This is a genomic window from Neobacillus sp. K501, assembly GCF_053749995.1.
On record NZ_JBSLYA010000012.1, the window covers coordinates 60923 to 77044 of the forward strand.

The 16122-nt window shown below is 39.3% G+C and carries 14 protein-coding genes; 6 read left to right on the forward strand and 8 right to left on the reverse strand.

Going from position 1 to position 16122, the window contains the following annotated elements:
• Positions 1-182 precede the first annotated feature (182 nt).
• The 3 genes from ACWM35_RS21895 to ACWM35_RS21905 form a co-directional block, all read right to left on the reverse strand.
• On the reverse strand, positions 183-1358 hold the full coding sequence (locus tag ACWM35_RS21895) for an aminotransferase class I/II-fold pyridoxal phosphate-dependent enzyme (RefSeq protein ID WP_454821024.1): 1176 nt from the start codon (positions 1356-1358) through the stop codon (positions 183-185).
• A 137-nt stretch (positions 1359-1495) separates the two neighbouring features.
• A complete protein-coding gene (aspA, locus tag ACWM35_RS21900) occupies positions 1496-2920 on the reverse strand; it encodes an aspartate ammonia-lyase (protein ID WP_454821025.1) in 1425 nt (474 codons plus the stop codon).
• Between the two features lie 37 nt (positions 2921-2957).
• Positions 2958-3962, reverse strand: coding sequence for an asparaginase (locus ACWM35_RS21905; RefSeq protein ID WP_454821026.1), 1005 nt, complete (start codon positions 3960-3962; stop codon positions 2958-2960).
• Between the two features lie 173 nt (positions 3963-4135).
• On the opposite strand from ACWM35_RS21905, the gene ACWM35_RS21910 reads away from it, so the two are divergent.
• The gene (locus ACWM35_RS21910; RefSeq protein ID WP_454821027.1) at positions 4136-4489 is read left to right on the forward strand and encodes a helix-turn-helix domain-containing protein; all 354 of its coding nucleotides are present in this window, start codon (positions 4136-4138) and stop codon (positions 4487-4489) included.
• A 62-nt stretch (positions 4490-4551) separates the two neighbouring features.
• Here ACWM35_RS21910 and ACWM35_RS21915 read toward each other — a convergent pair whose 3' ends face one another.
• Positions 4552-6396 (reverse strand): electron transport protein, encoded by a 1845-nt coding sequence (locus tag ACWM35_RS21915; protein WP_454821028.1) that lies wholly within the window; start codon positions 6394-6396, stop codon positions 4552-4554.
• A gap of 267 nt (positions 6397-6663) precedes the next feature.
• A complete protein-coding gene (locus ACWM35_RS21920; protein ID WP_454821029.1) occupies positions 6664-7536 on the reverse strand; it encodes a LysR family transcriptional regulator in 873 nt (290 codons plus the stop codon).
• A 330-nt stretch (positions 7537-7866) separates the two neighbouring features.
• Here ACWM35_RS21920 and ACWM35_RS21925 point away from each other — a divergent pair, with 330 nt between their 5' ends.
• The 4 genes from ACWM35_RS21925 to ACWM35_RS21940 all read left to right on the forward strand — a co-directional run bounded on the left by ACWM35_RS21925 (position 7867) and on the right by ACWM35_RS21940 (position 13016).
• A complete protein-coding gene (locus tag ACWM35_RS21925; protein WP_454821030.1) occupies positions 7867-9183 on the forward strand; it encodes an aspartate aminotransferase family protein in 1317 nt (438 codons plus the stop codon).
• Positions 9184-10599 (forward strand): sodium:solute symporter, encoded by a 1416-nt coding sequence (locus ACWM35_RS21930; RefSeq protein WP_454821031.1) that lies wholly within the window; start codon positions 9184-9186, stop codon positions 10597-10599.
• Between the two features lie 131 nt (positions 10600-10730).
• Positions 10731-12101 carry an MFS transporter gene (locus tag ACWM35_RS21935; protein WP_454821032.1) on the forward strand — a complete coding sequence of 457 codons (1371 nt, stop codon included), beginning with the start codon at positions 10731-10733 and terminating at the stop codon, positions 12099-12101.
• 144 nt (positions 12102-12245) lie between these two features.
• A complete protein-coding gene (locus ACWM35_RS21940) occupies positions 12246-13016 on the forward strand; it encodes a TerC family protein (RefSeq protein ID WP_454821033.1) in 771 nt (256 codons plus the stop codon).
• A gap of 304 nt (positions 13017-13320) precedes the next feature.
• Here ACWM35_RS21940 and ACWM35_RS21945 read toward each other — a convergent pair whose 3' ends face one another.
• From ACWM35_RS21945 to ACWM35_RS21955, 3 genes are all read right to left on the reverse strand, one after another.
• The gene (locus tag ACWM35_RS21945; protein ID WP_454821034.1) at positions 13321-13692 is read right to left on the reverse strand and encodes an MmcQ/YjbR family DNA-binding protein; all 372 of its coding nucleotides are present in this window, start codon (positions 13690-13692) and stop codon (positions 13321-13323) included.
• 23 nt (positions 13693-13715) lie between these two features.
• Entirely contained in the window at positions 13716-14111 is a 396-nt protein-coding gene (locus ACWM35_RS21950) for a VOC family protein (RefSeq protein WP_454821035.1), read from the reverse strand.
• 174 nt (positions 14112-14285) lie between these two features.
• The gene (locus ACWM35_RS21955) at positions 14286-15419 is read right to left on the reverse strand and encodes a C40 family peptidase (RefSeq protein WP_454821036.1); all 1134 of its coding nucleotides are present in this window, start codon (positions 15417-15419) and stop codon (positions 14286-14288) included.
• Between the two features lie 384 nt (positions 15420-15803).
• On the opposite strand from ACWM35_RS21955, the gene ACWM35_RS21960 reads away from it, so the two are divergent.
• Positions 15804-16109: a MarR family winged helix-turn-helix transcriptional regulator gene (locus tag ACWM35_RS21960; RefSeq protein ID WP_454821037.1), complete on the forward strand. Its 306-nt coding sequence runs from the start codon at positions 15804-15806 to the stop codon at positions 16107-16109.
• Positions 16110-16122 lie beyond the last annotated feature (13 nt).

Here is a 16122-nt window from a genome sequence, read left to right on the forward strand (position 1 = left end):
TTCCGCTTAATTTGTTATTTCGATATAAAAAACTTGAAATAGACGGAGTTTTTCCACCTATTTACTCAAAAAAACTGAAAATGGGAGATTTTTCTTTGCATAATCGGAAAATCTCCCCTTATTGCTCATTACTAGAATAACGGCGATACCTCATCTTTTTAATATTTTGTATCGGATGTTATTTATTCACTTTTAACTAGAAGAAAATCCTCTATTCGTTTCGCGGCTAATGCTAGTCTTTCAGCGGATTGGACGATCGCCATTCGTACATAGCCTTCCCCTTGCTTTCCGAAAGCATCTCCAGGGACGACAGCCACTCCTGCTTTTTCAATTAATTGCAAAGCAAATTGCCTTGAGGTCCACCCGGAGGGAATTTTAGCCCAGACAAACATCGTGGCTGGTGATTTTGCTACTTTCCATCCACTCTTTTCAAGCCCAGTAATGAATACATCCCTGCGATTCTCGTATTCTATGACTTGCTCTTGGAGCACACGGTAATCAGAAGTCAAAGCAGAGACGGCTGCCATTTGAATCGGGTAAAATACGCCATAATCAATATTAGACTTAAAGGTTGCTAATATCCTTAATGCCTCTTTGTTCCCAACAGCATAACCAATCCGGCAGCCAGCCATATTAAAGGTTTTGGAAAGTGAATTGAATTCAATCCCGACCTCTTTCGCCCCTTTAACGGCCATAAAACTAATCTGTGGGTTTTGGTCAAAAATAAGTTCCGAATAGGCAAAATCATGAACGACGAGAATATTATGTTTCTGTGCAAACCCAACAACTTCTTCAAAAAATTCTTTACTTGCTAAAGCTGTGACTGGATTTCCCGGATAACTAATAATCATCATTTTTGTTCTATGTAAAACATTTTCTGGAATTTCATTTAATTTTGGTAAATAATTATTTTCCTCTAATAATGGCACTGGATAAATCAGTCCGCCTGCAATCATAACACTTTGTTCATAGATTGGGTAACCAGGATCAGGGACAAGGACATACTCGCCTGGATCAATCATAGCTGTTGCCAGATGGGATAGACCATCTTGGGAACCCATTAGCTGCAATACCTCATTTTCAGAATTTAGATCAACATCATAGCGATGTTTATAAAAATATCCTACTGCTTCGTTAAACTCCGCTATCCCCTTCAACGTATAGCCATATTTCGTTGTATCTTTACTATATCTAATTAAAGCATCGACAACTTGGGACGGCGGTGGTAAATCTGGACTGCCTACACTTAAATCGATTACATCCATCCCCTTCTTTATAGCCGACCGTTTTTTCTCTGCCAACTCGGTAAAAATACTCGTTGCCATTTGTTGTGTTTTTTTTGAAGCAACAATCTTCATCTGCAATCCCCCACAATTTCTTGATTTAACTCCTTTAATATTATCACATTTTCAAAAATAAGAATTTTCTAACTGTTAATTCAAAAAAAGAAGGACCACTGAGTTTTTTCCATCTCAGTGGTCCTTCTCTAAATATATTAATTTCTATCCAACAAAGCTGCTCCCGCAATACCTGGATGGGTCATTTCATAAGGGTCTAAGATCAGATTCAGTTCCTCTTCTGTTAATACATCGTATTGCAAACAAAGATCGCGGACTGGTCGGCCGCTTAAAATCGCCTCTCTGGCAATACGCGCTGCAACTTCATAGCCAATATGAGGATTTACCGCGGTAATCAAACCAGCACTCTTTTCCACATATTCTTTTAGTCGCTCTTCATTCGCTTTTATTCCTTTTAAACAATGCTCAGTAAACGTACGGAAAGCATTATTCATAATGCTTATCGATTGAAGAAGATTAAAGACGAGAACCGGCTCCATGACATTCAATTCCAGTTGACCTGCTTCAGATGCAAGACAGATCGTATGGTCATTGCCAATGACCTGGAATGCTACTTGGTTAATCAGTTCCGGCAATACAGGGTTTACTTTCCCTGGCATAATCGATGAACCTGGCTGTCTTGCAGGTAAGGTGATTTCAGCCAAACCAGCTCTTGGGCCTGAAGCCATTAACCGTAAGTCATTCGCAATTTTTGACATATTCATCATACAAACCTTCAATGCTGCTGAAACTTCTGTATAGGCATCCGTGTTTTGTGTAGCATCAACAAGATGGTCTGCACCTGTCAACGGAAGTCCGCTGATGTCTTTAAGATGCTTTACCACATTTTCAATATAACGTGGATCCGCATGTAATCCCGTACCAACAGCCGTTGCTCCCATGTTCACTTCATATAAATGCTGGCGTGATTGTTTAATCCGCTTTATGTCACGTTCAATCGCCCGGCTGTACGCTTCAAATTCCTGTCCGAGGCGAATCGGTACAGCATCCTGAAGATGAGTCCGGCCCATTTTAATCACATGGTTAAACTCCTGCGACTTTTGCTTAAAAACAGAATGCATGTCATCCATGGTTACTAATAATTTTTCCAAGAGCTTTAACACAGAAATATGAATCGCCGTTGGAAAGGCATCATTCGTGGATTGTGACATATTGACATGGGTATTCGGACTGCATTGGAAATAGTCCCCTTTCTCTTTCCCCATCAATTCAATCGCACGATTGGCAATGACTTCGTTGATATTCATGTTAATTGAAGTACCTGCTCCACCTTGGATTGGGTCAACAATAATCTGATCATGCAACTTGCCTTCAATCAGTTCATCTGCTGCCTTAACAATGTATTCGCCGATACCCTCATAAAGATATTTCGTGTCCATATTCGCAAGCGCAGCTGCTTTTTTTACGACAGCCATCGCCTTAATTAATTCTTCATGAATTCGATACCCGGTGATCGGGAAGTTTTCAACCGCACGGAGTGTTTGCACTCCGTAATAAGCATCAGCAGGAACTTCCTTTGATCCAAGAAAATCTTTTTCTGTTCGCATTTTGATCGTCATCATAGTATTCGTCTCCCCTTTTAAAAACTAATCAGCTCTATCAATCTATTTCTACTGATTTTCGCGATAAATCCCCGGCTAATGGCGCTTCGATGATTGCCTTCACCTGATCTAGAGACTCAGTTTGTCCCAGCGCCCACATTAATTTAGCCACGATTGCTTCTGTGTTCATATCCCCTGATAAAATCACCTGATGCTCCGCTACCTTACGTCCAACTTCATATAACAGCAGGTCTTCGCCTTCTTCTAAACATTGCGTCGTGATTACGACCGCCACTCCATTTTCTGTAAGCTCTTTCACTTTTGGAAGCAAATTCCTTCCTTCAAAGGGTAATCCACCATTCCCAAAGCTTTCTATAATAATTCCCTTATATAAATCTTTTAAGCAATCAAAAATCTCCGGCTTCGTACCCGGATATAATTTCATCAGAAATACATCCGTACATAAATTCGTATTCAATGAAACTGGGCTTGTATGGGGTTCAGGTTTCCAATGGTATTTCACTTCATCTTTATTGACATGAGCGACATATGGATGGTTTATACTCTCAAAAGCATCATAGCTTTTTGTCCGCATTTTTACCGCTCTTGTTCCAAGAATCACCCGTCCATCAAAAACAACGAATACCCCGCCAATATCCTCACAGGCAAACCGAAGTGCATCCCCTACATTTTTCTTGGCGTCTGTCTTTTTGAAGCTGATTGGAACTTGTGATCCTGTCAACACCACTGGTTTTCCCAGACCTTGAAGCATATAGGAAAGCGCAGAGGATGTATACGCTAACGTATCGGTTCCATGTGTAATCACAAAGCCGTCGTAATCATGATAATGGGTATAGACGGAATCAGCAATGATTTTCCACTGTTCCGGCTGTAAATTCGTACTATCTATATTCATTAAGATTTTACCGTCAATTTTTAGATCAGAAGATGATTCTGGCAAGTAATCTAGCAATTCTTCCACCGATAATCCTGGAACAAGCCCTTCATCTTTCTCAACTGATGCAATCGTTCCACCTGTAGCAAGAAATAATATTTTCTTCATAAGCAACATCTCCATTGCAAGAAATCTTTCGCGAAACGCGTATTTATACTTGTAATTATAGACCTAAACAATAAATAATCAAGATATTGTTCTCGATTCGCGTACATTATTATATTCTAGTTTTTCTTACTATGTTATACTAGTTCCAATAAATGAAAATGGAGTTTGAGAGTATGCTGGAACATTTAACAGAACTACGGAAGAAGCGAAAGTGGTCTTTACAGGATACAGCCGATCAACTCGGAATCGCGAAAAGCACCTATGCTGGGTATGAGTCTGGGTACCGTGAACCCTCGCTTCAATCCTTAGCGCAAATAGCAGATTTATTTGAGACATCTGTAGATTACTTATTAGGTAGAACCAACGAGGTACAGGATTCCTTAGAATTAACAAATCTCGTAAAAAAAGATACTCACAAACTATCAATTGACGGAGAGCCCTTGTCATCCGATGAAATCGTCGACTTTGTCGCGTTTATGAAAATGAAAAGAGAATTGAAGAAGCAAAGTAACATAAAAAAGGCATGAGCCGGTATATGCCAAGTTCATGCCAGAAAGCTAGCTATTATAATATGAAGGGTTAAAGTTGTTTACTTTTCAACTTGATCTGAAGCATGCAGCAAATAGTAAATTAGCGCCGTTTGCTGTTTCTTAGTAAATCCGGTTGATTCATCAACCCAAAATTCGTGGCCTTGCCCAGAAATATGTGCACTTTTAACCTCTGGAGTGGACAAATTCGCTTTGACAACCTGCTTGCGTAAATCGGAATCAATTAAAGCCTGTAAGCTGTTTTGCGGATCAGCCTTTACTCCCTTATGTAAGGTATTGGTGACTCCTAACTCATGCTTGTTCCCAATCGCTACTCCCCCATCATGTAAATAAGGGGCACTTTGTGTTAGTCCATATAAACTGGGAACTTTATATCCTCCTGTCGAATCTCCATGCGCCCAAGCTAACTCTAACATCTTTTTCTGTTCTGAAGTCAGTTTAATCTTAACTATTTCCGGATTTTCGGGTATCGGCACGGTAGTCCCTTCTTTAAACATTTTGGGTTTTGAGAAAAATAACTCTGTTTTTTTAAATGCCCCTGCCCTCGAAGGTTCCGTTTTTATTTTATTCACATCAATGACTTGATTATTTGTCAGAAACTCTCCGGCATGACAGGAAATACAGCCGGCTCTTTCAAAAACCGATCTTCCTTCCTCCATCAATGACATATCTATTTTTCCATCAGATGATACAGGATTTAGTGAATTCATATAGGCGGACATAGCATTAATTTGCTCCCATACCTTGTAGCCTGAAGCACCCGGCAGCATTCCGACACTAGAAAGGAATGATATCTTTGGAAAAGTGGCTGACTTTACCAGCCTAATGATTCCTGGAGCACCTGGAGTTGGATCTACCTTTGCAAAAAACTTCGAAGGTTTTAAACTACTTTTGGAATCATATCGATATTTTTTGTTGGCTGCATTCTGCAAAATCGTCCCCAAATACAATTCCTTATTAATATCCAAAACAGGCTCGCTAATTTCCGTTTGAGAAATAGTATCCATATTTTGCGAATGGGCATTATTTATCGCTGCACTTAGTCCCTTAAAAGGACCAATCTGTCCTTGCCCGCTCCAGCCATAAGGAAAATCTCCCCGTGTGAAGGCATCGGGAATTTGGACAGGATTGTTTTTAAAATCAATCGTAGTATCATTACTGCCACGGGGCCATTTTACCACTTCCGAGTCAACAAATTCTTCAAGCCTTTGCTTATCTGGCAAGGAAATGTATTGATTGTTTTCCGTGCCTTTTTCGATATAATCTTTGATATTCTTTAGCTCCGTGTGTGTAAAATAGGCTGACGTATTGGAAGCCATCGCAAGTATCAAACCTATATTTAAATCTGAGTTCGGAACTCCTGCCATCACTACTCCCTGCTCATTAACAGAGGCATGGCAAGCCGCACAACTAATTCCAACATTTGTCCGTCCCTGATCATAAACAAATTTCATTCCAATTGGAAAATAAGAACCTTTTGCTACATCAAGTCCTGTATCAATAAGATCCCCTTTTTTTATCGTTACTTTACCTACTTGAAAAGATTCTGCGGCCTTAACCTGTAAATTGGAGGTTCCCTTCCCTCCCAATTTAACAAGAGCCTTTGTGAAATTCCCTAAAGTTAACGGTCCATTAAAAAGACCCATTATATCCGTAAAGAAAATTTCATTGCCAAAGGTTTCTTCAAAGAACATTTCTTTACCAAGCTTGATTTGTTTATCTGTCCCTGCTTCATCTGAAGATGCTGACAGTTTGATTTGACCTACTGTCAATGATCCATTTACTATTTTTTCATTCGGTGGTGTGTAAGCATATTCAAATGTCATAAACCAAACTAAACCGATACCTAATACGGTGATTAACACCGCAATAGCCCATTTCTTCACGATAACTTCTCCGATATGATTCAATAACGTTAGTTTGCTATTAAGGAGGAAGAATATGTAACACTTCTAGGACATCCCCATTGTATCTGATTGAAAAGAAAAATGAGGTATTCGAAAAAATCGCAGCTCCAAATTACTTAAGCTGGACCGCTTAATTTGACTATTGGGTACACGAATTAAAGACAGCGAAACGATTAGCTTATCGAATGTTTTCAAAAAAACTTTGAGAGGGTCTTTTTTTGAACCACTGATGGTTACAGAAACTGATTACATCGGCCAGGCATTTTGTAAAAAATCATTAAAGGTTTGGATATTCGGTTCTTCCGATCGAACCTTTAGATTGATAGCAGACGTTACGATAGGCTCTGAAACTTGCTGGAGGATGGTGACCGAACCATCATTTATTTCATTCCTAATCACATTTGCACCTAATATCGCATACCCATTTCCGTTTAACACCGCCCGCTTAATCATCTCATCACTTCCGCCAATTATAATCGTAGAATGCGGCTGCAGTCCGCTTTTCTTGAAAAATTGATCAATAATATTACTAAAACTGCAATTGTCATCGTATGAAATAAAGGCAGATTCGTTTAAAAGTTCCGCAAAACTTTTTCCCTTGCTGATGTCTGATGAAGCCACCAAAAAGGTTTGTTCTTCCTCTAAAAAGGTTTTTCTTATATCACTCTCATTGCAATCACCAGCAATGATGGCGATGTCTGCCACATAATCCCTTACACTTTGGGTTGCATGGACACTATTCAGTGGAAGTAGACTTACCCGAACGTTCGGGTACATTTCCATATATGTTTTTACGATCGGTGAAAGGTGCTGTTTACAATAATAGTCAGAGGCCGAAATCGTAAGTACCCCCGTTGGTCCACGTAATTCTTCCATATCTTTTTCGATTTCTTCAATCACGGAAAATAAATGGTCAACATGATCTCTTAGTTTTTTTCCGGCCATTGTTAACATCGTCTTTTTACCGACTCTCGTTAAAAGCGTATGGTTAAGTTCTTTTTCTAACGCCTGTATTTGTAACGTAATCGTCGGCTGCGAATATTGTAATCTTTTAGCTGCCTTCGTGATATTCAATTCCTCTGCCACCACTTGAAAGGTCTTTAAATTTCTTAGTTCCATCCCGTCACCGCTTTACTATGAAAATATTTTACGGTTTCTAATCCCTATTATTATTATAGCAATAATGAATTACCCACTTCCATTGTTCCTTTTTTTACCTCTAAAACTATAAAATTTTTTAATACATACACACTTAGGATTCAGTATCAAAGCTAGATAGAAAGTAACTTTTCCTATAGGTTATATTTCGCTAGAATGTAGTTTGGAAATAATATTACTCAATCTCCCCTTATTAACTATTAAATTTATTAATAGTTGCCATTTGACCGATCCTTTTAATTGTAGGAAAATTCACTCAATACTTAACATTTCAGAAATGGGGATTGGGTTATGATTGATTGGAAAACCATTAACGACGAAGGTTTATTAGCACCAACAATGGCCAAGGATTTTCCAAACCTGCCAGTCGTAAAAGCCGAAGGATGTTACTACATCGGCACCGAGGGCAGAAAGTATTTAGATTTCACTTCTGGGATCGCAACAGAAAATACTGGCCATCGCCATCCAAAGGTAATTGCCGCGATAAAAGATCAAGTCGACCACTTAGTTCATGGTCCTATCGGAATTATTAATTACGAGTCTATTAATTTGTTAGCAAAAAAATTGAAAGCGGTTTTACCAGCGCCATTAGATTGCTTTTTCTTTGGGAATAGCGGTGCCGAGGCGATTGAAGGAGCGGTTAAATTAGCAAGGCATGTGACGAAGCGCTCTTATGTTGTTTCTTTCCTTGGGGGATTCCATGGAAGAACGATGGGTGCCCTCAGTCTAACTACCTCAAAAAGTAAATACAGAAAAAATTTGCCGGTTGGAGCCAATATGACCTATCAATTGCCCTATGCGCAAATTACCGAAACGCCGGCAGGATTTAACCATGATGATTATTGGTCAGCTCAGGTTGAAAAAGACTTTGAAAGATTATTTAATCACCAAGTATCCCCGGATGAAGTAGCGGCGGTTATTCTCGAACCAATCCTTGGAGAAGGCGGTTATGTGATTCCACCAAAAGCATGGCTGCAAAAAATTCGCGAAATCTGTGACCGTCACGGAATCTTGCTAATCTTTGATGAAGTTCAAACCGGTTTTGGCCGTACAGGGGACTGGTTCGCAGCTAATCGATTTGGAGTGACGCCCGATATTATGGCGATTGCGAAGGGGATTGCCAGTGGATTACCGCTAAGTGCCACCGTTGCTTCACGAGAAATAATGGAACAATGGACCATCGGCAGCCATAGTACAACATTTGGCGGAAATCCTGTCGCCTGTGCCGCCGCCTGTGCAACCCTTGACGTTCTAAAAGACGAAGGAATGATCGAAAATGCTAGAAGCTTAGGAGACTATGCATTAAAAAAATTAATCGATCTTCAAGAAAAACACCCTGCGATTGGAAATGTTCGCGGAATCGGCTTGATGTTGGGAATTGAAATTGTCCATCCTGTAACAGGGGAACCGAATGGAGAAGGGTTAATGAAAATCCTCCACAAATGTCTGAATAAAGGAGTTATTTTCTATTTAAGTGGGAATAAAGGGGAAGTCATCCGCATGATGCCTCCGCTGAATATTGATAAGGAGAATTTGGATTACGGTATTTCCTTGCTCGAAGAAGCGGTTACTGAATACGAAAAGGAATCTAAACTGGGGGGTTTGTAGATGAATACACTTGATACGCTTGTCCTTTTGCTCTATTTTGGTGTATTGATGATCGTCGGGGTCATTGGAATCAAAAAAGCAAAGTCAGAGAAAGATTTTTTGCTTGCAGGAAGCAGATTAGGATATTTTAGCCATGTCGGTTGTTTAGCAGCGGTCATTATTGGCGGTGCGGCCACTATGGGTTCCACTACTTTAGGTTATGATGTAGGTATTTCCGGATTTTGGTTTGTATCGATGATGGGCTTTGGAATTGCCGCCCTTGGTTTATTCGTTGTTAATAAGATTGGCGGCTATGAGGTTTTTACGATTAGTCAGCTGCTGGGAAAACGCTTTGGTGAAGGAACACAGCTTATTAGTGCCATTGTTACATCCATTTATACCCTTATGATCGTGGTTACCCAAGTGATTGGGATGGGAAATGTGATTCACGTTTTACTAGGATGGTCCGTGATCCCTTCTATGTTTATTGGCGGTGGGATTGTCCTCTTTTATACGATTCTAGGCGGAATGTGGAGTATTACCTTAACGGATATTATTCAATTTGCCGTCATGACAATCGGTGTATTCTTTATTATGTTCCCTTATAGCATTGATAGTGTTGGTGGATTAACGGTTCTTTTTACTAGTATGCCAGAAACCCATATGAACCTGACAAACATTGGCTGGGACCGGATTTTTCAATACTTCTTACTCTACTTTTTTGGTTTAATTGTTTCTCAAGATATTTGGCAGCGGGTATTTACGGCAAAAAATCAAAAGGTCGCGAAAAGCAGTGCCGTTTCTGCTGGTATCTATAGTGTGTTTTATGCTTTGGCCCTAAGTATTGTTGGGATGTGTGCATTCATCCTGCTTCCAAACTTAGGAGACTCACAATCTGCTTTTACAAGTTTGGCATTGGAAATCTTGCCGCCAGGCTTGCTGGGCCTTGTGCTTGCAGCTGTTTGTTCAGCACTCATGTCCAATGCATCTGGTGCGATCTTTGCCTCGGCAACCTTAATCACTAACGATATAATCAAGGTACACTTTAAAAAAGGGATGAAGGATCAAGATGTCATCAAAACCTCTCGAATCGTCACTCTCGGATTAGGTGTGTTAGCGATCATTTTCTCGATTTGGATTAAAAACATTCTCGTTGCTCTAGATATGGCTTATGCAATTTTGTCAGGTGCCATTTTCGTCCCTCTCGTCATTGGTCTGTATTGGAAGCGGGTAAAGAGTCATGCTGCCTTCTATTCAATTATCGCCAGCACTCTCGTCATTTTTATCACGTTTATGATTTACGGAATTACCTCAACACTGCCAATCATCTATGGTTTAATTACAGGAGTCATTGTGATTGTAGCCTTAACTTTACTTACTCCTGCCCATAGTATTCAAATGAACGAGAACGACCTTAAGACGAGCAATCATAAATAAACTGTAAAAGAGGCAGCATAGCTGCCTCTTTTACAATTGACAAAATAGTATGACAAATAACAATCGACATAGTGTATAATTTTTGTTATAAAACATTCATCAAGTGATTATCTATGGGGAGATTGTACGTCATGTCTATAACAAAAAATGTTGCTCTCGTTAAAAATCAAAATTTCCTTATCGTTGCGATTGCGTTAGGTGTCATCTTAAACCCCTTAAATACTACGATGATTACGGTTGCCTTGCCAGAGATCAAAAATGAATTTTTACTTACCTCAAAAGAAATTTCTTGGTTAATCGCATCCTATTTTATCGTCAGTGCCATTTTCTTACCCCTGATTGGTAAACTAAGTGACCATTATGGAAGGAAAAAAATCTTTCTGTTCGGACTAGTATTGGTAGGTATTTCTTCCTTTACCGCTCCGTTATCACCGAATATGCCGTTTCTACTTGGGATGAGAGCGATCCAAGCAATCGGAACCTCCGCACTTTATCCTGCTGGTATTGGAATCGTTCGATCCTATTGCGAAAAAAATCAAAATCGTGTCATCGGCACCCTATCGGTATTCGCTACCACCTCGGCAGCATTTGGACCTACCATCAGTGGTCTATTAATTCAACAGGGCGGCTGGCATGTTATCTTTTATGTAAACTTTCCGATTATCATTATTTCTGCCATTTTAGCTGTCCTTTTTATTCCGACAGATGAGAAGAGTACAAGCAAAACCTTTCAATGGGATGGAATCGGAATTCTTTTGTTCAGTTTATTCATCTCTGTATGGATGTATTTTTTACAAACACTCGAAAGTGGTTTCAATGTATTGGCCTTAATCATTGCGTTAGCGTTCACTTTTTTCTTTTACTTCTTTGAAAAAAAGAAAAAAGAACCCTTTATCAATGTGATTTTTTTAAAGAAAAATCTCAACATTTCTTTCGTGTATATTCAATATATTTTAGCAACCGTGATCTTTTTTGCCCTACTTCTTTCAATGCCTAGTTATCTACAATCTGTGTTACAGCTTAGCTCCAAATTGACAGGTATCATGATGCTCTCGATTTCAATATTTGCAATTATCATTACACCACTTGCGACACGTTGGATTGAAAAATCAGGCTATCGGATCCCGTTACTAACAGGTGGAGTGATTGGAGTCGTCGGTGTTATCCTATTAATGGCGATCAATCATAACTCTCCACTTTACTGGATATTTTTTGTATTAGCTACCATCGGTTTGAGTAATGGGATTCTAAACATCGGTTTACAAACACTGCTTTATTCTTTTGTGTCTATGTCGGAAAGTGGGACAGCTTCAGGTCTCTTTATGACATCCCGATTCATGGGCAATATCCTTGCTTCGAGTATATTTGGTGTTATGTTTGCAACGGGAATCAACGATACCAATCACAATTGGCTGACTCTCATTTTAATTGTTGTAGCCGTCCTATTACTTCCAGGGATCCTGTTTATAACCAAAGGCAAACCCATGACTGACGCACCATAAAAGTCTTAACTCCCTTTCCAATAAGAAAGGGTTTCTATTTTTATGAAAAAGGGTAGTTTTTCTAAATACCTTATTTCTAGGATTACCTACCGTTTTATGGGAAAATCTATAAGAAGTAGAATTTTTTTGAAAGGTGTGAAGTGGATGGACTCACTATGGCTGGAGTATGCTTGGGCATTGTTAATTCTAATTGGCTTAGAAGGATTGTTATCAGCAGACAACGCCCTTGTCCTAGCAGTTATTGCCAAGCATTTACCCGAAGACCAGAAAAAAAGAGCGATTAATTACGGAATCATTATGGCGTTCGCGTTCCGATTTTTGGCACTGTTTGCTATTTCATTTATCGCTAACGTTTGGCAGATTCAGGCAATTGGTGCAGCTTACCTTCTTTACCTAGGTTTGAAGCACATCATTCAAGCACGATTTGGAAAAGACAATAAGAACATTCACAAGGACGATGAAAAGGAAGCCAAAGGGAAAGGTTTCTGGCCAACAGTAGGAAAAATTGCCTTAGCGGACCTCGCGTTTGCGATTGATTCCATTCTAGCTGCGGTTGCTCTTGCCCTCGGCCTTCCCGATTCACCGCTTGGGGATTTCGGCGGTATGGATGGAGGACAGTTTATTGTTGTTGTACTTGGAGGGATTGCGGGACTTATTTTGATTAAGTTTGCGGCTACCTGGTTTGTACAGCTTCTTTCAAAGCGCCCTGCATTGGAAACTACTGCTTATGCGATTGTGGCCTGGGTTGGTGTAAAACTGGCTGTTATTACCCTTGCCCATGAAGACATTGGTGTCTTAGATCACGATTTTCCACACGGAACAACTTGGACACTGATATTTTATGGGGTATTAGTCGCTATTGCCCTTATTGGTTGGTTTGCACCTAGAAATTTGCAAGAAGATACTAATAGGTAAAAAAGCAAAAAGGGGCATGAAAATCATCTTTCAACCAGCTTAAGATGTTTTATCGGTAATAAAAAGACTACATTCCAATAGCATGAAGGTAGTCTCTTTATACTAATTAGGATTTATGACACAGTTTAAAACGTTTATGCTCAAATATATTATTTTATGCTCGATTAATAAATTTTATGACCAGATTTTATAAAAATATGCCCCAATTAGTGTCATAAATGTGACAACCTCTTTATCACAGTATCACGTATCTATATAATCGTTACAGCTATACAAAAAAAAAAGAAAGGCATTCCGCCTTTCTTCAAATTTGATGTTTTCCATTCCAAGTCTTCACCAAACGCTTCGGTGCCGCACGTAAATAGGCTTCTTGAATGAGATCCTTCAATTCGTCCCAGTTCTCCTCAGCAGGATTTAGAATCGATACCCAGCCGTGCTGCCCAATATAAGGGGTTTTGTAAAAGTACTCCTTCTGCAGCAATAAAGCTTGTGTTTCGCGATCTGACTTGAACGACAAGCTGAATCCTTTCTCGCCTTCACCGGAAATCACAAATGATTTTCCATTTACTTTAAACGTATTGTGGCCGAAACCGTCGATAACTTCAACAGCCTCAGGCATTGCAAGACAAATCGTGCGCAACTTTTCAAGCATATCTGCTGTGCCTTGTAATTTCATATTTCTTTCACCTATCACGGAGCTTACTTCGCATTTTCATCAGGTTGATGAATCCCAAAAATATTGCCCTCAGTATCAATATAGTATCCTTGCCATGCCATACCAGGCAGAGCATACTTCGGCATGGCCACCTGGCCGCCAAACTCAAGTATTTTGGCTTCTGTGGAATCGTAATCTTCTACGCCCATTGTACAAGCAAATCCATTCAATGCCTGGTTTGGTTCTGGCGCAGCACCTTGCCGCTGCATTAAAGCACCATTGATTCCAAGTTCATTTTCATCACCGGTCACTGCTCCAAAATACGGCATACCCGCAAATTCACTCCAATCTTGAAATGACCATCCGAATACATCACCATAAAACTTCTTCGCTCGCTCCATATCACTTACATGAATTTCAAAATGAACTAATCTCCCCATAATAACCTCCTATAATAACAGAAAACTTTGTCATCTTTCCTCTCTATTATAGGATGATTATGGAAGCATATACAATTTTAGCAAAAAATTATATAACTATTACGATACGATGAAAATAAAAATAGCTCAATCCCATAATAGATTGAGCTATACTATAGATATGTTCAGAAATCCTTAATTTAAGATTCTAGCAGCACTAGAAAATCTAGAAGGATTGTAAGGTGCAATTTTTACCACATCACCGGTTTGCGGTGCATGGATATATTGTCCACCGCCAATGTAAATACCAACATGGTATGCAGGTGAACCATTGAATACTAAATCTCCAGGTTGAACTTGAGAAGGAGAGATTCTTGTACCAACATTTTGTTGAGATGATGATGTCCTTGGAAGGCTAATGCCAACAGAACGATAAACATAGGAAACAAATCCTGAACAATCAAATCCGCTAGGCGTTGAACCGCCCCAAACATAAGGTACACCTAAATATTGTTTTGCGTTGGCAATAACGGCAGCTGCAGTTGCTGAGTCAGTGATACTCGGCGCACTTGGTGCACTTGGTGCTGTGTTTGATGCTGACGGAGTGTTGCTAACAGCTACAGTTTGCTGCGCCCGTTGAGCTTCTTGCGCAGCAAACTGTTGGGCTAATTGTGCCTGACGTTCAGCCTCTTGTTGTGCTTGTAATTGATTTTCTTGACTTTGCAATGTATTTTGCGCATCAGCTAACGCAGTTTCAACTTGACTTTTATCTTCTTCAATTTGTTTTTGCTCAGCGGCTAATGCCACTTGGCTCGCTTTTAATTGGTTAACTTGGTTATGTAATTGTTCCTCAGCATTTTTTAATGCTTGTTCTTTTTCTTTTAAACCGTTTAGTAAGTCTGTGTCACTCTCAATAATTTTTGAGATGGCAGTAGCTCGGTTAAAGAATTCAGAAACGCTAGTAGAAGAAATAAGAAGCTCTGCATATGTAACTACCGATGTATTTCCCTTTAATTGAATACTTTTAAGACGCTCTGAATAGACCTCTTTATGATTAGCTAGGGAAATTTTAGCGTTTTCAATTTCAGCTTGAGTTTCGACAATTTTCCCTTGTTGCTGTGCAATTTCTTCGTTTAACTTTTGACTTTTCTCCATTGATACGCTAATTCGATTATCTAATTGTTGAATCTTACTTTCAAAGTCATTGATTTGTCCTTTTGTTGCATCTATTTGTCCTTGAGTCACTGGATCTGCAAATGCAGGTGTTACTTGAATCATTGTAGCTAGTACCGTAGCTGCTACTGTATATTTAATTAATTTTTTTATCATTCTATTATCTCCTCTAGTAATCTATCGTGGATTTTCAATTACTAATATATTCCTAGTTTATAATTCAAATGGACCAAAAACAATAAAATCGTCGGATTTGTAATGAAATTGTAATTTAATGTAGAAAAATATTTTAAAACATTCCATCCATTCCACTAGATGTAGAATTTTGACATACACTTCAAAACCGCTTTCCTAGACAGGACACACTAGCCTTTGTTACTATAAAATAGTTATCGATGGTAACTATTATTAAGGCGGTGTGTTTGTATCAAGACTTCTCAAAGATTTTTCCATCAACTTTTAATGCTGTACCGTCCATTTGAAAATAAGCTGGTTGTGCTACTTAGTGAGCACAATATTCAGCGAGCACAATGGACTATTATGTACTACCTGTTCAACTTTGGCACTGCCACCCTTGTTGAACTCTCCAATTATCAGAGCGTAGAAAAGCCGACCATCACCAGAACGATTAATCAATTAGAGGATTTTGGATTTGTCGAAAAAGTCCCAAGTAAAGACAAGCGTGAAAAAAGGATGCAGCTTACAGAACTGGGGAGAAAGGTCTATAACGAGGTTCGGGTAACCATCGATCAATATGAAGAGGGAATTTTAAAAGGGATACCCGAAACGGAGCAGCTTCAAGCAATCCAAATCATGTCTGAAATTCGCAATAATCTTATCAAATAAGGGGTAGACATCA